This window comes from Paenibacillus sp. FSL H8-0048 (genome assembly GCF_038002825.1).
GTDB lineage: Bacteria > Bacillota > Bacilli > Paenibacillales > Paenibacillaceae > Paenibacillus_AQ.
The window spans coordinates 1,290,795-1,311,926 of record NZ_JBBODF010000001.1; the positions used below are offsets into that span (position 1 = coordinate 1,290,795).

The 21,132-nt window shown below is 51.3% G+C and carries 21 protein-coding genes and 1 pseudogene; 4 read left to right on the forward strand and 18 right to left on the reverse strand.

The window, feature by feature from the left end:
* Positions 1–259 precede the first annotated feature (259 nt).
* The 10 genes and pseudogenes from NSU18_RS05655 to NSU18_RS05700 form a co-directional block, all read right to left on the reverse strand.
* Positions 260–862 (reverse strand): response regulator transcription factor, encoded by a 603-nt coding sequence (locus NSU18_RS05655; RefSeq protein WP_341148471.1) that lies wholly within the window; start codon positions 860–862, stop codon positions 260–262.
* Positions 859–1,998: a sensor histidine kinase gene (locus tag NSU18_RS05660; RefSeq protein WP_341148472.1), complete on the reverse strand. Its 1,140-nt coding sequence runs from the start codon at positions 1,996–1,998 to the stop codon at positions 859–861. Before NSU18_RS05660 ends, NSU18_RS05655 begins: the two co-directional genes overlap by 4 nt.
* Positions 1,999–2,155: 157 nt before the next feature.
* A complete protein-coding gene (locus NSU18_RS05665) occupies positions 2,156–3,223 on the reverse strand; it encodes a fatty acid desaturase (protein WP_341150986.1) in 1,068 nt (355 codons plus the stop codon).
* 116 nt (positions 3,224–3,339) lie between these two features.
* A pseudogene (locus NSU18_RS05670) lies at positions 3,340–4,551 on the reverse strand (MFS transporter).
* An 859-nt stretch (positions 4,552–5,410) separates the two neighbouring features.
* The gene (locus NSU18_RS05675) at positions 5,411–7,006 is read right to left on the reverse strand and encodes a response regulator (RefSeq protein WP_341148473.1); all 1,596 of its coding nucleotides are present in this window, start codon (positions 7,004–7,006) and stop codon (positions 5,411–5,413) included.
* Between the two features lie 17 nt (positions 7,007–7,023).
* The gene (locus tag NSU18_RS05680; RefSeq protein ID WP_341148474.1) at positions 7,024–8,391 is read right to left on the reverse strand and encodes an ABC transporter substrate-binding protein; all 1,368 of its coding nucleotides are present in this window, start codon (positions 8,389–8,391) and stop codon (positions 7,024–7,026) included.
* Between the two features lie 14 nt (positions 8,392–8,405).
* Entirely contained in the window at positions 8,406–10,133 is a 1,728-nt protein-coding gene (locus tag NSU18_RS05685; RefSeq protein WP_341148475.1) for a cache domain-containing sensor histidine kinase, read from the reverse strand.
* Between the two features lie 141 nt (positions 10,134–10,274).
* The gene (locus tag NSU18_RS05690) at positions 10,275–11,138 is read right to left on the reverse strand and encodes a carbohydrate ABC transporter permease (RefSeq protein WP_036729216.1); all 864 of its coding nucleotides are present in this window, start codon (positions 11,136–11,138) and stop codon (positions 10,275–10,277) included.
* Positions 11,135–12,088, reverse strand: a complete 954-nt coding sequence (locus NSU18_RS05695) for a carbohydrate ABC transporter permease (protein WP_341148476.1) — start codon at positions 12,086–12,088, stop codon at positions 11,135–11,137. The genes NSU18_RS05690 and NSU18_RS05695 overlap by 4 nt, the downstream gene beginning before the upstream one ends.
* Before the next feature lie 98 nt (positions 12,089–12,186).
* Positions 12,187–13,548 (reverse strand): ABC transporter substrate-binding protein, encoded by a 1,362-nt coding sequence (locus tag NSU18_RS05700; protein WP_341148477.1) that lies wholly within the window; start codon positions 13,546–13,548, stop codon positions 12,187–12,189.
* Between the two features lie 185 nt (positions 13,549–13,733).
* Here NSU18_RS05700 and NSU18_RS05705 point away from each other — a divergent pair, with 185 nt between their 5' ends.
* The 3 genes from NSU18_RS05705 to NSU18_RS05715 all read left to right on the forward strand — a co-directional run bounded on the left by NSU18_RS05705 (position 13,734) and on the right by NSU18_RS05715 (position 14,746).
* On the forward strand, positions 13,734–14,135 hold the full coding sequence (locus NSU18_RS05705) for a hypothetical protein (RefSeq protein ID WP_341148478.1): 402 nt from the start codon (positions 13,734–13,736) through the stop codon (positions 14,133–14,135).
* Between the two features lie 89 nt (positions 14,136–14,224).
* The gene (locus NSU18_RS05710) at positions 14,225–14,437 is read left to right on the forward strand and encodes a hypothetical protein (protein ID WP_341148479.1); all 213 of its coding nucleotides are present in this window, start codon (positions 14,225–14,227) and stop codon (positions 14,435–14,437) included.
* 18 nt (positions 14,438–14,455) lie between these two features.
* Complete coding sequence (locus NSU18_RS05715; protein WP_445321791.1) at positions 14,456–14,746, forward strand: HNH endonuclease; 291 nt, start codon at positions 14,456–14,458, stop codon at positions 14,744–14,746.
* Positions 14,747–14,984: 238 nt separating this feature from the next.
* Here the strand turns inward: NSU18_RS05715 and NSU18_RS05720 are convergent, their stop codons facing one another.
* From NSU18_RS05720 to NSU18_RS05740, 5 genes are all read right to left on the reverse strand, one after another.
* Complete coding sequence (locus tag NSU18_RS05720) at positions 14,985–15,143, reverse strand: hypothetical protein (protein WP_341148481.1); 159 nt, start codon at positions 15,141–15,143, stop codon at positions 14,985–14,987.
* Between the two features lie 193 nt (positions 15,144–15,336).
* Positions 15,337–16,023 carry a MerR family transcriptional regulator gene (locus NSU18_RS05725; protein WP_341148482.1) on the reverse strand — a complete coding sequence of 229 codons (687 nt, stop codon included), beginning with the start codon at positions 16,021–16,023 and terminating at the stop codon, positions 15,337–15,339.
* Between the two features lie 5 nt (positions 16,024–16,028).
* Positions 16,029–16,667, reverse strand: coding sequence for an Hsp33 family molecular chaperone HslO (locus tag NSU18_RS05730; RefSeq protein ID WP_341148483.1), 639 nt, complete (start codon positions 16,665–16,667; stop codon positions 16,029–16,031).
* Between the two features lie 174 nt (positions 16,668–16,841).
* Positions 16,842–17,204: a hypothetical protein gene (locus tag NSU18_RS05735; protein WP_341148484.1), complete on the reverse strand. Its 363-nt coding sequence runs from the start codon at positions 17,202–17,204 to the stop codon at positions 16,842–16,844.
* Between the two features lie 36 nt (positions 17,205–17,240).
* On the reverse strand, positions 17,241–18,242 hold the full coding sequence (locus tag NSU18_RS05740; RefSeq protein ID WP_341148485.1) for an aldo/keto reductase: 1,002 nt from the start codon (positions 18,240–18,242) through the stop codon (positions 17,241–17,243).
* Positions 18,243–18,513: 271 nt separating this feature from the next.
* Here NSU18_RS05740 and NSU18_RS05745 point away from each other — a divergent pair, with 271 nt between their 5' ends.
* On the forward strand, positions 18,514–19,185 hold the full coding sequence (locus tag NSU18_RS05745) for a tetratricopeptide repeat protein (RefSeq protein ID WP_341148486.1): 672 nt from the start codon (positions 18,514–18,516) through the stop codon (positions 19,183–19,185).
* Positions 19,186–19,257: 72 nt separating this feature from the next.
* Here the strand turns inward: NSU18_RS05745 and NSU18_RS05750 are convergent, their stop codons facing one another.
* The 3 genes from NSU18_RS05750 to NSU18_RS05760 are packed head-to-tail and all read right to left on the reverse strand — an operon-like array spanning position 19,258 to position 21,070.
* On the reverse strand, positions 19,258–20,403 hold the full coding sequence (locus tag NSU18_RS05750) for a DUF4179 domain-containing protein (RefSeq protein WP_341148487.1): 1,146 nt from the start codon (positions 20,401–20,403) through the stop codon (positions 19,258–19,260).
* A complete protein-coding gene (locus NSU18_RS05755) occupies positions 20,400–20,933 on the reverse strand; it encodes a sigma-70 family RNA polymerase sigma factor (protein WP_341148488.1) in 534 nt (177 codons plus the stop codon). Before NSU18_RS05755 ends, NSU18_RS05750 begins: the two co-directional genes overlap by 4 nt.
* Positions 20,930–21,070, reverse strand: coding sequence for a hypothetical protein (locus tag NSU18_RS05760; protein WP_341148489.1), 141 nt, complete (start codon positions 21,068–21,070; stop codon positions 20,930–20,932). The genes NSU18_RS05755 and NSU18_RS05760 overlap by 4 nt, the downstream gene beginning before the upstream one ends.
* Between the last annotated feature and the right edge of the window lie 62 nt (positions 21,071–21,132).

Here is a 21,132-nt window from a genome sequence, read left to right on the forward strand (position 1 = left end):
TTAGATTCCTCCCGGCTGAATTAGGATGTAAGCAGAATGAATAAACGTGCATACGGGGCACAAGTATTTATTACCCAACTTCACATAAAGCGACTACAAATAGGATCATATGTTTGCATTTATTTTAGCAAATCTTGGCGTCCGAGCCAATAGAGTAACCGCTTTCAGATGAAAAATGGGTGATTGGTCCTAGATTCAAACAAAAAAACGGCCAGCCCTCTAAGGACAGCCGCCGTTCCTGCTTCCCCGCAGGGATATTTTATTTAAACCAGCCTTTCTCCTTGAAGCGTGTAATCGCCTCGATCCGGTTACCTACATCCAGCTTGTCCAGAATGACCGAGATATAGTTGCGGACTGTTCCCGTCGTAATATAGAGCTGGCTGGCGATCTCCTTCGTATTCTTGCCGTCGGCAATCAGCCCCAGCACCTCCTTCTCCCGCTCGGTCAGCGGATTCGCTTCCTTACTGTAGGCCTCATCCATCAGCTCCGGCGCATACATGCGCTTGCCATCCATGACACTGCGGATCGACAGCGCGAGCTCCTCGCTCGGACTGTCCTTAAGCAGATAGGCGTCCACTCCCGCCTTGACCGCACGCTCGAAATAACCTGCCCGGGCAAAGGTGGTCAGAATCATGATTTTGCAGCCTTCCCCCTTCAGCGCTTCTGCCGCCTCCAGGCCGGTCATGGCCGGCATTTCAATATCCATAATACAGATATCCGGCCGCAGCTGCTTCACCAGCTTAACCGCTTCTTCCCCGTTGCCCGCCTTACCGACTACCTGCATGTCTTCCTCCAGATCCAGAAGAGCCGATAACGCTCCCAGCAGCATCCGCTGGTCTTCGGCTATTACGATTGATATCATTGCGCATTCACCTCCATATCCGGCTGCGGAGCCGCATTCGGCACCTTAATCACCAGCGTTGTTCCTTCATCCTGGATCACTTCCATCGAGCCGTTGACGAACTCCAGCCGCTCCCTCATTCCCTGCAGGCCATGTCCCTTATGATATATTCTGGTCCCGTCAATCCCGCTGCCGTTATCCTTCACCCGGATGATCAGATCCGTCCGCGAGGATTCGATCTGAATCCGGCAGAGCGTGGCGCCACTGTGCTTGACCACATTGGTTACCGCCTCCTTCATACACATGCTCAGTACATTCTCGGTAATCAGCGAGGTCTGGGAAAGATCGGAATTGCCTTCCAGCTCATATTCAATCTCTGCGGCCTGAAGCAGCTGCCGGATACGCACCAGCTCGTCTTCCACCCGGATGCCCCGCATCTGCGTAATCATCTCCCGGACTTCCTTCAGCGCACTGCGGGCCGTCATGCGGACATCGTTAATCTCGATAATCGCCTGCGCCGGATTCTTCGTGACCAGCTTCCCCGCCAGGTCGCTCTTCAGTCCGATCAGTGACAGGCGCTGCCCCAGCGTATCATGCAGATCACGGGAGATCCGCTGGCGCTCTTCCATAATTACCAGCTCGGAGATCCGTTTGTTGGCGTCCTCCAGCTGCCCCTGCAGCTTATCCTGCCTGTTGCGGTTATACGTTGTAACCGGGAGCAGCACCACAGCAATGATACTGACCAGTACGAACGGCAGCTGCGAGAGGAAGACGGGATTCCGCATAATCAGCTCATAGTTAATCGCTACAATAGTCGTCAGCAGATGAATCGGATAGAGAGTGAAGAAGGCTGCTCTTTTCTGAATATTCCCGATAAAAAAAGCCAGGAACAGCGCAAAGTACATATATCCGAACAACAGTGTCATCGTAACAGAAACTATCATCTGCACACTGGTCCAGAAATAGACCACCCAGCCCCTTGACTTAAACGACAGCACGTAGCAGGCGAAGAAGACCATAATCATCAGGATGCCATATACCCAGCGGTCCGCCGAGGAGGAGCGGAAGATGAAATAGAACGGAAGAATGTAAAAAATAACCCATACATAAGGGCTGAGTCCCGTGCTTTTATGAAAAATATGATGCCACTTCTGCATGTTAGCCATCCTTTTTGCCAGCAAGTTTATACCCCCATTTTAACATAAAGCAGCATCCGACCGGCAACTTCCTTCGAAACAACCTGTGTATTCTAAAAAGAAAGACCAGACCCGGCATCCTGCTCCCCGGATCTGTCTTTCTGGCATGTTAACGCTTCTATTCGCTCTGGAACCCCGGTTTGATTACCTTCAGCCCCTCTTTCACGGCAGGCTCACTCTTCCGCAGCCGCTGCTTCAATTGCTTGAAGCTGACGAAGACCTTATGCTCTTCATCCCACAGACGGTATTTCAGCGCTTCGAGACTGGTGCTGAGTGTAATGGTGGTTGCTTTTTGCAAGGGCGGGCTGGCATTGTGGGCCAATTCCAGATTATAATTCGGCACCTTTGGACTGAGGTGATGCACATGATGGAACCCGATATTACCCGTAATCCATTGTAGTACCTTCGGCAGCTTATAGTAAGAGCTTCCTTCTACAGCAGCGTTCACGTAGCTCCACTCTTCATCATGCTCAAAGTAAGTATGTTCGAACTGGTGCTGCACATAGAACAGCCAAATGCCGAGGAACCCGGACACAAACACGATTGGAAGCTGTACCAGCAGGAACGCCTGCCAGCCAATGAGCAGAATAATTCCGGTATATAGTGCCACAATGGATACATTAGTCAGGTACGTATTCATGCGCTCCTTGCGTCTTGCTCCTTTGGCATTGAACCGGTACTGGATGAGGAATACGGCAATCGGTCCGATGACGAACATAACCAGCGGGTTGCGGTAGATCCGGTAAAAGAGCCGCTGAAGCGGCTTGGCAGCCACATATTCTTCCACCGTCATGATCCAGATATCCCCGATGCCTCTTTTGTCGAGATTGCTGCTTCCGGCGTGATGAATCGAATGACTGTGCTTCCACTGGCGGTAAGGAACCAGGGTAAGCACGCCGGTGATGGTGCCGACAATATCATTGGCCTTGCGGTTCTTGAAGAACGACCCATGACAGCAGTCATGAAAAATAATAAAGGTACGGATGACAAAGCCGGCAGCCGGAATAGCGAACAGCAGCGTCAGCCAGTAGGACACGGATAAGCTTAAGTAAGCGGCGGTCCATAATAGCACCAAGGGCCCAAGCGTATTAATGAGCTGCTTTATGCTCGTATTGAGGTCTGTTTTCTCGTAAGGGGCTACGCTTTTCTTCAATGTAGAGAGCTGGGGTATCTGGTTGTTGGTCATCGGGATCGCTTCCTCCTCGGATGCATCCATTCAAGGATACTTCTTATATTTCCAGTATAAAGAAGGAAGTGTCATCCCCGTAAGTCATATATATCAACTCTGATGTATGACAAATGTCATAGTCTGCTCTGGATTGCTTGTCTGCCCGCCTTCTTCGTTCTGAGCAGCGGCAGCAGAATCAGCACCGCAATCAGGAACAGTACGCCGCTTCCGGCGAAGACTGCGGACAGGTTAAACATGCCTTTTGCATAACCGGCTACAGACATTCCGATCACCATGAAGCCCATGAACATCGGCCCCATAATGCCGCCCACCCTGCCCATATAAGCAGTCTCCGTATGACGAAGCAGCAGGGTATTGATACCAATATGAATACAAGGGTAAAAGAATCCGCTAACCGTCTGGAGCACCAGCGTCAGCGCTGTGTGATGCGACCAACCTACCCCTACCGTTCCTGCCGCACTGATCAGCAGGCCTAGGGATAACATCGTCTGCGGTTTCATAGTTTTGCCTTTACTCATAATAAACATTGCGCCCAGCAGCATCGCTGCTCCATTCGCCATCATCACCCACTGGAGGAAGCTTTTGTCTCTGCCCAGATTCTCCATAATAACGAAGACGCCCAGCGGCTGAACCAGTCCGGCGGCAAGCCCGGCGAAGGCAAAGGTTACTCCAAGGTTCTTCAGTACCCGGCTTGCATGCACATAATTCAGTCCAGAAATCATCTCCACCAGGAACCCTCTGCGGACCTGTCCGGTCTCCTCCATCCGGTCAGCGGGCAGCTTGACCAGAATGAGCGCCGAGCCGATGAACATCACGCCCGTCACAGTAAGCGAGGCCTCAATGCCGTAATGACTAAAGATGAAGGTGCCGATGACCGGACCAATGACCATGAAGAACGCCGTAAGCGACTGAAACATAGCCATTACATTCTGCAACTGATCTTCAGGCACATGTTGCTTAAGCAGCTTCATCGCCGAAGGCTGTGAGAACTGGGACAGGATAGCCGACACCAGCGTTGCGAACAACAGGGCCCTCCATGAGCCTGACATGACCACCAGCAGCACAACAAAGATTGAGCATGCGGATAACAGATCGCTAACAATCATGGTCCGTTTGGGCCGCCAGCGGTCTGCGAAGGTTCCCCCGATGATCGCGAACAGAAAGAGCCGGCCTTATTCAGCCACCGAAATGAGCGATACATAATAAGGATCATTCTGCGTAATCTCCGTCACATACAGCAGAATCGCAAAATTCCGCACCCACACCCCGAGCTGCAATAGCACATTGGACAGCATAATCGTCCGTACATACTTGTTACTTAACACGTTAACATCCTCCATCATTCAAAATATACTAAATAGATATGTATCTAATATGTTTATTAATATATAGACTTTAAGTATTTTTGTCTACTTATTTATAGATAATCAGTAAATTGTCTATATAGAATATCTAAAGGAAAAGCAAAAGTAGTGGGGAACCTACAAACTGTAGAAGCGATAGCGGCCGCCTGCGGCATCACGCTGTGAAAGCGTGCCTCCGGCTCGTTCAAAGGGATTTATCCCTCTCATTTCCACCTAACGCCCACTTCCGGCTGATTCAAAGGAATTTATCCCTTTCATTTTCGCCTAATGTCCACTTCCGGCTGATTTAGAGGGATTTATCCCTTTCATTTTCGCCTAATGTCCACTTCCGGCTGATTCAAAGGGATTTATCCCTCTCATTTTCACCTGACGCCCACTTCCGGCTGATTTAGAGGGATTTATCCCTTTCATTTTCGCCTAATGTCCACTTCCGGCTGATTCAAAGGGATTTATCCCTTTCATTTTCGCCTACGCCCGCTTCCGGCGCATTCAAAGGGATTTATCCCTTTCATTTTCGCCTACGCCCGCTTCCGGCGCATTCAAAGGGATTTATCCCTTTACCGAACGACAAAAAAACACCCATGGGGCGTATGGGTGCACGGTGGTTTGGCGGTTTGGCGGTTTAGCGGTTTGGCGGTTTGGCGGTTTGGCGGTTTGACGGTTTGGCGGTTTGGCGGTTTGGCGGTTTGGCGGTTTGGCGGTTTGGCGGTTTGGCGGTTTGGCGGTTTGGCGGTTTGGCGGTTTGGCGGTTTGGCGGTTTGGCGGTTTGGCGGTTTGGCGATTTAGCGGTTTGGTGTTTCGGTATTCCACGCCGCCCGGGCTAAGCCTCCTCCACATGCTCCTCACGGTACTCTGTGGGGGTCTTGCCGGTCGCTTTTTTGAATACCTGGGTAAAATATCTCGGGTCCTGATAGCCGACCAGCGGCGCGACCTGATAGACCTTCACATTGCTGCTGCGCAAAATGTATTTGGCGTTCTCCATCCGGCAGTGGGTGACGAATTCGAGGAATGTGTAGCCGGAAATCTGCTTAAACAGGGTGCAGAAATGGCTGATGCTGAGATCGGCCACCTCGGATACCTCTTCGATGCTGAGATCCTTATGGTAATTGGATTCAATGTACCGCTGGACCTTCTCAATGATGCTTCGCCCGTCCTCCCGGGCAGCGGTCTTATGACTCTGCTCCAGCCAGTCGCGGAAGGTGGTCTTCAGAACATTCATCATGTCCGGTAATGTGCCCAGTCCGTTCAGCTTGCTGAGCAGCCCTTCAATGGACCAGTCATTATGGGTATTCAGATGTGCGAACTGCCGGTACAGCACTACACTCATCTCAATCATCAGGCGCTCCGCCAGCGGCTGCGGCAGACTCTGGGCTTCAATGAAGAGGGACATCTCGTCAAAAAGAGCCAGCATCCGCGTAAGGTTCAACGTGCGGATGCTCTCAATCAGCGACAGCTCCAGCTCCTTCGGATACTGCACCTCTCGGTTGCCCGCCGCTGCTGTCTCCTCTTCCAGGAAGACTCCGGCCTGCCCGGAATAGAAGCGCTGGTACAGCGCCTGGGAGGCTAACGGGTATACCGCGCTAAGCTGATCAATCCCGCTGGTGCTTCTGCTGATGCCGACCGAGCAGTTCAGCTTGGAATAGCGCTTGATCCCGGCAATAAGCTGTTCCCCTAGCTCCCGCTTGCCGTCATTCAGGCTGGCCGGGAAGAGCAGAATCCATTCCCCGTTATAGAACGGGAAGATAGACAAAGCCCCGTTCGTAAGTGACCACTCCTCCAGGATATTGCGCACGGCAAACAGCCACAGCTGCTTCTCCTCTGCGCTCCATTTCGCCGTCAAGGCGGCATAGTCGTCCAGACGGACCACGGCCATGAAGTATTCGCCCTCCAGCTCGCTGCTCTCCAGCCATTTGAGATGCTGAAGCGGCCGCGGATTGCCCAGCGTGAATTCGGCCAGCATGCGTTCGCGGGCCAGCAGCGACAAGGTCTGCACCGAGAGCATCAGCTGCTCGTTCTCCTTCTGGCGGTCCAGGCGCTCCTTGGCCCGCTTAAGCATCTCTACCAGCTCGTCATGGTCGATCGGCTTCAGCAAATAATCAAAAGCCCCCAGCCGCAGCGCTTCCCTGGCATATTCGAACTCCCCGTAGCCGCTGATGAAGATGAAGATTAGCTTGGCGCTGCGCGGCAGCACCTCCTTCATTAGCGTAATCCCGTCAATTACCGGCATGCGGATATCGCTGATTATGATATGCGGGGCGGTCTGCTGAATCTGCTGCAATGCGGCCTCGCCGTTCTTCGCTTCCCCCACAATGCTCAGGCCCAGCTCCTCCCATGGAATTGCAACCTTCAGGCTGCGAAGTATAATCGGCTCATCATCAACGAGCAGGACCTTATATTTCTCCTGCTGTTCCTTCATCTACTACACCCCCAGGCTTATTGACCCGAAGAACTCCGGATCAGATTCCAATACTGCTTGGATGCATCCTGCAGCTGCTGCAAGGCCTGCTCCGCCTGCAGCCCTCCATCAATCATCTCTTCAATGACACTGAGGAAGGTCTTCTTCACTTCAGGCGATAACAGATTATCATACGGGACGAAGCTCTGCTGGTGCTCCTCCATCATATCCATTACCTGGGCGAAGACCGGTCCGGTCTTCTCCGGGTCAAATGCAATCCGCATCGACGGAATCCGGAGCCCTTCATAGACAATCCGCGTCTGAATCTCTTTCGTATAGAAGCCCTTCATTAATTCCAGGGCCGCTGTCCGCTTCGCTCCGGTGAGACTTGAAGACAGCCCGATGCCAATCGTATACCCTCCGGCAATGGACGGCTCTGTCCCGGCCTCCCGCGCCGGGAAGGGAATGACTCCTACCCGGCTCTGGAAATCGTCCGGTGCATTGTCTCCCGAGAATAAATTGATATCCCAGTTGCCGTTCAGGTACATAGCTGCCCTGCCTTCAGTGAACAGACGGACCGCCCCCTCAGTAGAGGTATCGTTAGAGTCTTCACTGAAATAGCCTGCCTCCACCCATCTGTTCAGGTGCCGGAACGCTTCCAGGTAGCCGCTGCTGCGGAAGCTCGACATGTCCTCTCCTGTAACCAGCTTCTGAATCAAGTCCGGTCCGGCGTAGCGGTCCATCAGATAATGGGCGAATATCCCCGCAGGCCAGCGGTCTTCGTTCCCCAGCGCAAACGGGATGTAACCCGCTGCCTTCAGCTTCGCCATCACCGTATCCAGCTCAGCCAACGTAGTCGGAGTATTAATACCTAGCTTGGTGAAGATTTTTTTATTGTAGTAGAGCGGTTCTGCATTGCCCTCAATTGGCAGTCCGTAGATATGGTTATTAAATGTCCAGAGATGCAGATCCTTGAACTGGTTGCTGAGACCGTTCTCGGCTGTGAAATCGGTCAGATCCATCAGCCGGGCTGAACGCACATATGGCTCAATCTCCGCCCCGCCGAACAGAACGAACATATCGGGCGCTGTTCCGGTTACCATCTCACTCTTCAGCTTCTGCTCGCGGTGGATATTCTGATCCAGCCCCTCGAAGTTCACCTTCACATTCGGATGGCTCTCCTGGTAGCTTCGCACAACCTCCTCGAAGATCGCCAGAAGCGGCCGGTCATGCTCCTTGATCCAGAAATGCCGGAAGGTCAGTGTGATCTTCTCGGGCGAGGTATCCTCAATCTGCTCCCGGTCCTCCTGCATAATGAACCATACAGCGCCGGACATCAGCACAATATAAAGGAGAATCCATCCCCAGTTGGTCAACCATCTAAACACATGCCGCTGATCCTTCATTTGGCTTCTCCCCCTCATGTCGGCTGTATCCTCGGAATCCGGATGCAGATGGCTGATCCGAAGCCCGGTGAGGAACAGACCAGAATACCATAGGGATTGCCGAACCGGATGTTCAGGCGCTCATGCACATTTTTCAGCCCGACTCCGCTGTCGCTGTATTTCTTGGGATTGCTCCGCTCCTTGTCCCACTGGCTCATCAGCACCTCAAGATCGAACCCGGGCCCGTTATCCTTCACAATAATGATTATATCCTTGCCGTTCTCCTGGGCGGTAACCGTAATTGTCCCGTGCTCCTCCATCTGCTCAATGGCATGATACAAGGCATTCTCCACAATCGGCTGAACAATCAGCTTCTGGGTCATCACATATTTCAGCGGCTCTGGCAGCTCCAGCTCATAGGAGAATTTGTCCTCGAACCGGAATTTCTGGATATCCAGGTAATGGCGGACATGCTCGAACTCCATCTGCAGCGGGATCAGCTCCTGATTCTGACTGATGCTGATCCGCAGCAGCCGGCCGAGTGAGATGACCATCTTGCTGATATCCCTGTTGCCTGCCAGCACCGCCATGGAATTGATCGATTCCAGTGAATTATAGATGAAATGCGGGTTGATCTGGGCCATCAGCGCCTGCATCTCCGCTTCCTTTTTGCGCCCCTGCTCAGTCTGGACCTGATCAATCAGTTCATTGATCTGTGAGCTCATCCGGTTGAAGCCGTCTATGAGGGAATCGCTCTCATCATTGGCCCGCAGCGGTGCCGGAATCGGGGTGAAGATCCCCTGCTTGACCCGCTTCATGCCGTTCACGGCACTGTTAATGCTGCGGACGAGCCTGCGGATGAAATAACGGTCGAACAGGAAGGCAGACAATAGCGAGACCATGCCGAGAATAATCGCAATATTGCGGATGGAGTCCGATTCGGAGGAGATCAGGTTCATCGGCGTAATGGCCGCCAGATACCAGTCCGCGTTATGTGAAGGCAAGAAAGTGATCAGTGACCGCTCCCCTTGATAATTATCAATGTAATAATCCTGCTCCTGCTTATAATTCTCCTGTAAAAAAGGAAAATCCGTCCGTTCCCCGATATGCTCCCCGGACTTGTTAAAGACGATATTGCCCTGCTTGTTGACCAGCAGAATATCCCCTTTCTTCAGGGTGGCAGCCTCCCAGAAAATCTGATCGAGCAGATCCGGCTTCACATATACAACCAGATAGCCGATATCCTCCAGCGAATAATAGTCCTTAATCACTCTGGCATGGACCAGCACCGGCTTATCGCCGCTGGCCGAGCCGTTCTCTCCTGGACCGGACCAGACAGGACGCCCTTCGGCAGCCTCCATAGCCCCGAACCAGACCTGCTTGTGCATATCTGCAAAAGACATCGGCGCATTGTATTGGTACAGCAGCCGGTCTTTGCCGTACAGGCTGAACGAGGTGATCATCGGATGGTTGATCAGCAGGTTGTTGATTTCCTGCTTGCGGTCATAGGTGAGGACGAAATTCTGCTGCTTCAGCGACTGCTGAATCGCGGGCTGTGTGATCGCTGAATTGGTGATCGATGAAATCTCACTGAGGGCGAACTTCAGCTTGCGGTCCGTCTCCAGCAGGGAAATCCAGTAGAAATTGCTTGATTTCTTCTCCATGGCGTTCGAATAATTCACATACGTAACAATCCCCATAACAATCACAGGAATGAATACTAGAAGAATAATAGCGAACAAGATTTTGCGGCGGAGCTTCATGACGGGTCCCTTCCTCCTGCGGTCTCTGTCCAAATCGTCATTGAAACAGTTGCGTCCTTTAAAAGAACGGCAAAGCCGTTTCCACTTGATTATTATTCTTCACAGCATTCTGTAAATCCTCTTACTTCTCAGATAGAGACGTTAACTCTTGATGGCACCTGAAGTCAGTCCGGCAATGACCCAGCGGCTGAACAGCAGGAAGACAACCAGCAGCGGCAGCGTGGCCGTGAAGGTAGCGGACATAATCATCCCGTAATCAAGACCGTCGCGTGTTGTGAACAGCTGCTGCAATGCAATTTGAATCGTGAAATGTTCCTTGTTCTTCAAGACCACCAGCGGCCAGAAGAAGTCATTCCATACGGTCATGAAATTCAGAATACCCAGGGTAGCCATCGCCGGTGTAATGACCGGAACGGCAATTCTCCAAAAAATCCGGAAGTGGCCTCCCCCGTCAATACGTCCGGCTTCAATCAGTTCGGTAGGCACGGCCGAGGAGATGTACTGCCGCATCCAGAAGATGCCGAAGGCATTGACCATAGCGGGAACTATCAGCGCCTTGAAGCTGTCGATCCAGTGAAGCTTGGCCATAATGACATAGGTTGGCAATACGCCGAGCTGCTGCGGAACAATCAGGGTAGCGATAACGAAGACGAACAGCACATTTTTACCAGGGAATTCATATTTGGCAAAAGCATACCCGGCCAGCGTACAGAAGAACACGACCGAGACCGTCACCATGGACGAGACGAACAGCGAGTTACCAAGCGCCTGGAAGAAGTCCGATTTATCCAGCACCCGCTTGAAGTTCTCGAAGAACTGGTCTCCAATGGTCAAGAGCGGCGGTACGTGGAACACGGCTCCCTTGTCATTGGTCCCGACCACAAACATCCAATAGAACGGAAAGATGGAGACCAGCGCCCCGAGAATGAGGAGAAGATAGAAGCCCAGCTTGCCGAAGAAGCCGAGATCATCCGGTTTTTTTCTGAACATACGCAGTGTACTCACGCTTTTTTCCCTCCAGTCACTCTGCCGCCGCCTCTGGAGATCAGCATATTCAAGACAGAGAACAATATCGTAACGAGGAACAGCAGAACCGCTGTAGCCGCCGCCGTGCCGAAGAAGCCGTTACGGAAGGCCTCACTGTACAAGTAAGTGACCATCGTAATCCCTTCCTGCCGGGTAGATCCGGTACCGGATTGGCCGAGGAAGACATAAGGCTCTGTGAAGAGCTGAAGGGCACCAATAGTAGATTGCAGGGATACGAAGATAATGAACGGCTTAAGCAGCGGCAGTGTAATGAAGAACAGCTGCTGTCTGCGGTTGGCCCCATCGATTTTGGCGGATTCGTACAGATCCATCGGAATGCTCTGCAGGCCCGAGAGGAACAGGATCGCATTGTAGCCCGTCCAGCGCCACATGACCATGGTGGAGATCGCTATTTTGACCCCCCACCAGCCGGAGTTAAAGGCCATGCTCTCTAACCCGATACCGTTAAGCAGCCAGTTGATCATCCCGTTATTGCCGAACAGCGTACTGAATACCAGTGTAACTGCCACAATCGAAGTGATATTCGGCATGAAATAGAGGATGCGGAAGGTCTTCTTGAACCGGGTCATCCCCGAATGCAGCAGCACCGCCAGAAGCAGCGCCAGCATGACCTGCGGCACAGTACCCATAAGCCCCATAATCAGAGTGTTACTGAAGGAGATCCAGAAGGTCGGGTCCGTGGTGATCAGCTCGAAGTTTTTGAAGCCGACGTATTTCATTGGACCCAGGGCATCCCACTTGAAGAACGATAAATAGAATGTGAAGAAGATTGGATATAGTCCGAATATCGAGAACAGAATAAAGAACGGTGAAATAAAAGTATACGCAGTGAAGCGGCTCCGTCTTTGTTCAGTGAAGAAGGGTCTTTTGCTCTCGGCATGCGGACTCGTAATTACGGGCTCAGCCATGTCACACCTCCAGGGAATTCATATCTAAATCCGGATTCACAGAGGAATACTCCGTGAATCCGGACATTTGGGGAAGCCTGTTCCCCGCGAATTACAGGTTAGCCGCGTTCTGCAAGCGTCTTAGACTGCTTCACAGCATCGTCCCACTCTTTGGCCGGATCGGCTTTCTTCTCCAGCACATTCTTCAGTGCGTTCTTGAAGAAGGTATCGGTCTGGTCATGCAGCGGTCCGTAGTATACCGGCTTCACGCGGTTAGCCGCTTTACCGAATTCCACCGCCGTCTGCTGTCCGCCGAAGAAGTCATCCTTGAAATCTACGAACGCAGGATCTTCGTACAGTGCAGGGATAGAAGGCATCAGGCCTTTGGTCTTGAAGGATTCCAGCTGGTTATCCTTGTTCACAAGCCACTGGATGAAATCATAAGCTTCCTTGGAGTGCTTGCCTTCCTTCGGCAGCGTGATGAACGAACCGCCCCAGTTACCGGCACCCTCAGGAAGCTGGGCAATTCTCCATTTGCCGGAGGAGTCCGGCGCGTTGCTCTTGATATTGCCGGCCATCCAGGCCGGGCCCATCACGACGGCGAACGAACCATCGTTCATGCCTTGACCCCATTCAGGCGACCAGAGCATAACATTGCTGATCCAGCCTTCTTGAATGCCTTTAACGGTAAAGTCATATGCTTTCTTCACTTGCGGATTGGTATCGCCGATGAAGCTGCCGTCTGCTTTGCTGAAATAGATCTCATCCGCCGACTGGTCACGAAGCGCATTGTATGTCAGATCGGTAAGGTCAGAGAAATACTTGCCTGTCTTGTCTTTAAATGCTTTTGCTACAGTGGCAAATTTGTCCCATGTATCAATGGCTGCGCCGAAGCCTTCAGGATCGCTTGGCAGTCCGGCTGCTTCAGCCAGGTCCGTACGGTAGTAGACTACGGTCGGGCCGATATCTGTCGGAAGTCCGAGCTGGAAGCTGCCGTCGATGGAGGAAGCCTGCTTCCATTTCCAGTCGAGATAGTTAGCCTGGATGTCTTTGGCTCCGAGGTCATTCAGGTTGTAGAATTTGTCCTGGGCTCCCAGGAAGCGTTCCATGAAACCGATCTCAAGCTGGAAAATGTCAGGTGCGCCTGAACCCGCCGAGAGTGCTGTGGTCAGATTGTTGTGGTGGGCCGTCTGGTCACCGGTATTCTGAATTTTAATGGTTACGTTAGGGTGTTCCTTGGTGTAGGCAGCCGCCAGCTCTTCATAGTTCACGTTGCCCAGCGTCCAGAATGACAGCTCGACCTTCTCTGCGGACTCTGACTTGTCTCCTTCAGCTGCAGGTGCTGCTGTGCTTGCTCCCTTGTTACCCGAATTTCCTTCCGCCGCCTTGTTGCCGCCGTTGTTACTTCCTCCACATGCCGCAAGTGAGCTCATGAGCATAATGGAGACCAGCGCCAGCGCCAGGTTCTTTGTTTTTTTCATTCCTCTGTACCCCTCTCAAAGGTTTCTTTTACAAGACTTAGTGTACCGTAGGCCACTGTTTTTTTTGAGGAGGCATATTGCTGATTTATGGTGGAAATTATTCTGATTGTCCTCTCACGCAGCAGCTTAAGATCCATTTCCAGCGGGTAAATAATGTATTAGTTACCAGGAAAGGAGCTTCCGCGATGAAAAAATTGACAATTATAGTTCCCGTGCTCATTGTGCTGATCGCCGCGCTGGGCTGGTACAGCTACACCAAACGCTCAGGCGTCGCAGCAGACGTCGAAGGCAGGTGGGCCTTGTCTTCTGGAGACACAGGCTGTTATACGACAGTCCGTTTTGTAGCAACCCCTGCTACTTCTGGAGGAGCCGTCTCTATAGAAGAGACCAACGGGAACGTTGTGCAGATGTCTTACGGAAAATATTCAGCCGGCAAAAACAAGTCCCTTGAGGTGCAGCTGACCAACCCGGAAGCGCCGGCATTCTCTGTGGAGGCCGAAAGGAAGGATGATGTTCTTACCCTTCAATATGACATTCAAGGTACCCCGTCCTCCTGTACTTATAAAATAAAGGAGCAGGCCAAGTAAGTGTTAAGTGGATTTCTGGCGGGCAGACGGGTATACTGATCGTATTTGCTGAAGCAGCAGTTATCCCTATCTAAAGGAGATTTATATCCATGCCCATCAACCGACCACTACTCACTGACCAGGATCTGCAGGAAGCGATTGACCGCAAGCTGCCCGTCCGCGTCTTCCAGGATGACCATCTGGTGAATTCCGGCGCTACTATAGTGCGGTTCACGGATTCGGATGTTGTGATCCAGTCACGGGTCAGTGATCTAACTTATTACTCGCGCAGCCGCTGTGAATTCTTCGAAGTCCGGTCTTAAAGGATGACTGCCCGGGCCTTGGACACGTGTGAGCTGTGCGGCCGTTCTCCTCTTGCAACTACCGTTCATCATTTAATCCCCCGCGAGAAAGGCGGTGGCCTGCTCCCGACTGCCCTTCTGTGCAAGGCCTGCCACCGGCAGATTCATGCCCTCTATACCAACAGCGATCTCGTTGTTCTTGGCCTTACGACACTGGACAGCCTGCGGAGCGACTCGCAGATTGCCGCTTATCTGAAATGGATCATGCGGCAGGCGCCAGGCGCCGAACCGAAGCTGCGCAAATCAAAGCGCGTACGAAGCAAGCGTTAATCTGCTGGGAAGCAGGCTGATGAGCACAATGTATGCTGTTTTCCGCATACATTCGGATCATGTGCCAGCATACCTTCAGCCTTTAACCGGTGAAATCTGATATACTCCCAATAATAATTTCCTTAACAGCAAAAAGGTGCCTTCCGAGTTCCGGGAGGCACCTTTTTGCTGCTTTTGCTGAAGGCTCTATGATTTGCTGCAAGGTCTTCTGTGTAAAATAGTTCTGCGGATCTATTGCTTATTTCTTAATGTCGCCATAACTGCTCAGCTTCTCATTGAGGACTTCCTGAAAGCTCTGGACCTTGTCTTCTTGTCTCTGCACTTTGGGACTTAGAACGGGCTGAGGTCTAAAAAACTGATGATTAAAAGCCATAAGGTTATGTACGCTCATACTCATTGAAGTTCAACCTCCTTCCATAATCTTCACCCTGAATTTGCGTGAGTGCGAAGCATCTTATCCCTTATATAAACCGCTCTTTCCAATCCTAAACAGTTTTATCTCAAATATAGGTAAGGATGCTATACATTTATCCAAATAAAAAGAGCAAGCGGTTCTCCCCTCATGGAGAATCGTTGCTCTTTGTTGTGGTTTATAAGCCGGCATCATACTCATCAATCAGCTGGACTAAATAGCGGTAATTTTCCTCCGTGATCCCGAAAGTGTTCGCCGGATTCTGCTGATAATATGCCTCTGATTCCTTTACCGTATCCTCCGTTACCTGATTTGCCTCAAGAATATTCTTTTTCCAGTATTGAACACATTTTTCCGCTCTATCATCTTTTGCAGACAAGCGGTGTTCAGCACAGAAATTCAATTCCTTGATGAAGGTATTCCAATGCTTGAGGTTAAAGGAAGCCGGTTTGCCTGTTGGAAGATCGCCTGTATCCGGCAGCTGTGAAAAAAGCGGAAGAATATAAGGGGTTATGTCCTGTCCCTCACTAACCTTCTCCTCGAGAACGGACAAACGCATGAATCGAAGCTGCAGATCTGATAACGCATTCTCAATCCTGTCTTTTTCCTCACGGATAAAGAGCCTGACGTCAAAGCTGCCATTGTTAAGATATTGCTGAATATCGCTGAGCGCCATCCCCATATTTTTAAGTGAAAGAATAACAAACATGCTGGAGAAGGAATCGGAGTCATAAAAGCGGTGCCCCTGCTCATTGACATAGGCCGGAGTGAGAACCTTTATGTCATCATAGTACTGCAGGGTACGCACACTAACCCCAGTCAGCTCTGCAAATTCTTTGGTTTTAATGTATTTTTCCATAGTCATACACTCTACTCTATCGTATTTTCTGAGATCACCTTTGCTAAACAGGACAACCTCCCGGGAACCTGCCCCCAAGGCAGTTGTCCCCATTCCTTAGCTTGATATACCAGTTCATAAGCAGCCTTTCCCATCAATTGGTTATCTGCGAAGGGTAAGGGCTGCATCAAAATCCCCCTGGAAGCATTGTCCTCACCGAGGATAATATGACTTGGAAGCTGCTCGCTCTGTACTGTAAAGTGAGAAAACAGCATAACAACACTATCCATATGCGCCTCAACTGTACTGGTGTGTATCCCTGTCTCCCAATTCCCTGTCGTTACCGAGACCACAGATTTACCGTCAAACAGCTCAGCGGCTGTCCCGCCAAATTCATTCATTTCAGCACTATACTCCAAAGTACAATTCGCATCAGAGATCTGGCAAAAAATTGAGACGCCTTGCGAAAGGCGGAAAGAAAAACTTATTTTAGAAGGAGCATCATTGATGGAAGATAATAATGCACAATTCGTTATGATCTCCTGCAAAAGGCTGCGCATTCCGGTTGTCCCGGTAAACGCATTTAATGCTTTTGAAGCTATCTGCCGGGTATCCGCAACAGCCATTCTGAAATCTTGGTTCACGGACAGCATTCGTATAATATTATTCATTTCTATCACCTCTTACACCAATCGTACTGTATCACGTTACGTGATACACAACCCCTGATTGATACAAGTGGAAACTGCTTTGTCGTCCTTTGTAAGGACGGTACCATTTCAGCGAGAAATAGAAGAACAAGTTATCGTGTGAAACATATAATTTCTTATATTTTTAAGAAAGACTTATAACGAAAAATCAGTCACGCCTTTCTTGGCGGCATACTTCAGCGTATACGTTCCTCCGCCCTCAAAAGGCATCGTGGCGATGGTGATGCGGGTATAGTCCAGCCGGTGATTTTTTAAGACTCTTTGGACCAGGGCAATTCCCCGTGCTTCATCCGTCACTACGCAGAACAGGTTAAGCACATATTTAACCGGGTCAGCCACACTTTTTCCCATATCAAAGCCATCTACATAACCAAGTCCGGCATCCGCCAGGAACAGATTCAAGTATTCGGTCACTTTGTCTCTAAGCCATTCATCACGCTTACTTCCCTTTGCGCTCTTCAAGGGATACTGTACCACGAGCCAATGCTTCTCATTCATTTGTGTTCACCACCGAACTTATGGGTTACTTACGGGTTATTTCTTCAAGGCTGCCCAGGAAGCCTCGTTCAGCAGTTCCAGCTCCGCCGGCTCCAGCTGGAAGGTCATGGCACCGACATTCTCCCGGGCATGGCGGACCTTGGACGCGCCTGGAATCGCAACTACAGTGTCGCCATGATAATTAATCAGCCAATTGAGCGAGATCTGTCCCGGTGTACATCCGTATTTGTCAGCCAGTGTGGTCAGGGAGGCGATTAGCGGCTTGCTGCGGGCCAGGCTCTTGTCGTCCAGGCCGGACATCATCCGCCGGGACCGCGAGACAGCTGCCACCTGAGAAGGATCATTGTGGAAGCGACCGGTCAGGATGCCCTGCTGAAGCGGAGAATACGCGATGATCGAGATTCCCAGCTCCTTGGCAGCCGCCATGAGACCATTCTGGTCGATACTCCGGTGCAGCAGATTATATTTGACCTGATTCGATACGAGCGACAGACCGTAGGTCTTCAGCAGCCGGTGCGCTTCTGTCATCTGCTTGGCGGAATAATTGCTCACTCCGACATAACGGATTTTGCCGGTCTTCACCAGTCCTGCCATCGCCTTCATCTCACTGGCAATGGAGGATAACGAGAACGGCTGATGGATCTGATAGAGATCAATCTCTCTGCCGCCCAGACAGGCAATGCGTTGGTCAATAGTAGAGGGAATTGAGCCTGCCGTCCGCAGCATCGGCCACCATTTGGTCGCAATGAGCGGAGCCGCGTGGGGACTGCCCTCTTTCTGCAGCTGATCCAGCACATGTGCCAGCGCTTCCTCGGATTTGCCGCCGCCGTAGATTTCTGCCGTATCCACCCAGTTCATGCCGCCTTCCAGGCTAACCCGCACAATATCTAGAATCTCCTCATCTGTAATATTGCTCCAGTAGCGGCCTACGATTCCGCTGCCCCGGCTGAATTGCCAGCAGCCCAGGCCGAGCGGTGATACGGACAACTCAGAGCGCCCCAGGGGGCGCAGCTGGACCTTGCTTGTAAGTGTGTCCATGTTTCATCCTTCTTTCTATAAAAGCTAATATAGCTATGAGACAATTTAACTGTACACAAAGCTTATGACTTCTAAGGCGGGCTGTCAATTACAGCAATGCAGGGGGAAGCTAAAGTCACACGATCGTCCAGGGCTAACAGAACAGCAGCACCCTGGATCTTTTTATCGTAGTCTCAAAAAAGGTTGATATGGTATAATTACCCTGCCTATTCATATCCAACTTGCAGGAAGCGCAAACGAACCACACACGTAACGGAGGGAATTCATATTCATGATTAAAATCTTAGGTTTCCTGCTGCTCTACCGGCTGCTCGGTAATCCGATTCTGGCCCTGATTATCCTGCTCGCCGTCCTGTATTTCCTGGACCGCCGTTATGTCGGCCTTCTCCCCAGCTTGGGCAAGCCCTTCCGCCGCAGCCGCCAGATGTCTAAGCTGCGGCTGACTATCGCCCAGAACCCGAACGATGTAACCGCGAAGTTCGATCTGGCCCGGCTGCTGATTGAACGCAAACGCTACAGCGAGGCTAAGGAGCTATTGACCGCAATTGCTGACCGTTATGAGACTTCCGCTGAATACTGGGTGGAGCTTGGGTACGCCAACCTTAAGCTGGGACAGCTTCCTGAAGGTGAAGCCCAGATGCTCAAGGGACTGGACATCAACCGCCGGGCGCAATACGGGCAGCCTTACCTGCGTCTGGCCGAGATTTTCCGGCATGTGGACCAGGACAAAGCGCTGCATTATGTAAGCCAATTCCAGGAGATTCAATCCTCCTCCAGTGAGGCCTATTATCTGGCGGGTTCGATGTACAAGGCGCTGGGGCGCACGGAAGAGGCGAAGCTCGCTTTTGACGAATCCCTCGCTGTCTACCGCTCCTTGCCTAAGTATAAGAAGCGGCAGGAACGCGGCTGGGCGCTGCGCAGTTATTTTGCGAAGCTGAAGTAAATTCATCCCGGTCTTCCTAAGCAAATAGCCTCCGGTGCAAATTAACCTTTGCTGACCGGAGGCTTTTATATGCTATTTTACCGGAACAGTGATCGCAAGCTCAGGAATGTACAGCTTCTGTCCATCCTTCCAAATGGTAGGCTTAATGGTGATGCGGGCCGGCATAGTCTCAAACGGTTCATAATTAAAAGTGTAAGATAAGAAATTGCCTTCGCCCGTCCCGCCTTCGCCGCCGAGTCCCCTAACTTCCCGCCCTTGCTCATCTGAAAGTTCAAAATAGACCGGGAAGTGACCATTCACCTTATATTTGTCCGGAATGTTTGCTTCTATAGCCGTAATGTGCTCCCCTGCTTCTCCTTGTACCTCTACATTCAGCTGAGTTGAAGTAGTGCTTACCTCCAGCCGTTTAATCATCAGATTAATGTGATCATGCATTTTCAGGATATCCGGTGTAAGAACGACGCCCTCCAATACTTGGCGGGTTACGGGGAACTTAAAAATGAACGGGTCGGCATACCCGGGAAGATAGACAGACATTTTGAAATCAAAGGTGTCCGGCAGCTGCAAATTCCCTGAATTTAGAGTTGTAATAATGACAGAATCGGGGGCCTCCCGCCCGCCGGGTGCAATCCCTACTCCCGTATTAACAAGCTCTCCGTTTACATAAAAATCCATGGGATGGTTAATAAGGCTGCCCGTCTCTGGATCAGGGATAGCCCATGTATCTGAAAAAGACTTGTGCGCATACACGCCCTTCGACCGGGTCAGCACCAGCGACAGACGGCTTCCGTCATACATTTGTTCTGATACGGTTAGCGTCATCCCGTCCTGTGTAACGGTCTGCTCAACATTTGCGGTTAACCCTGCTTCATTGGCTTTTCGCAGTCCGGAATCTCCGGCAAGCTGGAATACGCTTGATATGAAGGGTAACTGCTTCAAGGTCTCTGCCATGGCCGGGGAGATGAATCCCAGGCTAATCAGGAGCACCAGCCCACCAGCTACAGATGCTGCGATGATTATCACCCGGGACAGCCACCGGGGCAATCTTTTACGTCTGAGCGTCTCCTGATGCTCTGAAGCCGCCTCCAAGCCAACCTCATCCTTGCCACTGATGATCCGGTACGTCTCCTCCATACGCAGATGCACAAGCTCCGGCAGTTCAGGAAGAGTCTCTTCCTGAAGGTCTGCCAGCCTGCTCTCCAACCGCTGCTTGTTCATCCGTTCACCTTCCTTTCCACAGGTTGCTCCAGGGATTGCTGTAACGTCTTACGGGCGCGGTGCAGCCTGGTCTTGACCGCACTCTCTGACAGCTCAAGCAGCCCGGCAATCTCTTGCACGGTTAACCCCTGATAATAATGCAGCTTAACAATGGTCCCAGATATCTCTTCGAGCCTGCCAATGGCCTGTCGCAGATCCATCTCTTCTGCGGACGAAGATATGGCTTGTACGCTCTCCGGCGGATTGGGCATGACGACTACCCTTTCCCGTCTGCGCAGAATCAAGTTGCATTCGTTGATTAGAATCCGAAAGATCCATGTGTTGAAATACGCCGCTTCTTTCAGTCCTGAGATGGCTTTAAAAGCTTTCAGTACAGTCTCTTGCATCGCGTCTGCACAATCCTCGTCACTCCTGACCATGGACTTGGCCATACTGTACATCCGCCGCTCCTGACCCTTCACCAGCTGGATGAAGCCCTCGCTGTCACCCGCCTGGGCACGCCTGACCAGATCCTCTTGTCCGGTGTTCAAATATGATTGCCCCCTTCTCCAGGGAAGCTGCCGCATCCCCATTCAGTGCTTTCTTCCATATGCTGTTTAGATGAAGCACAAGCCGATAAGGTTACATCAGCATGGTGATTTTTTATTTTTTCTTTGTAAACAGCCAAAGAGCAGGCCCCAAATAACCGGGAAGCCTGCTCTTTATGGTTTCATCTCTTGTGGTGCAGAA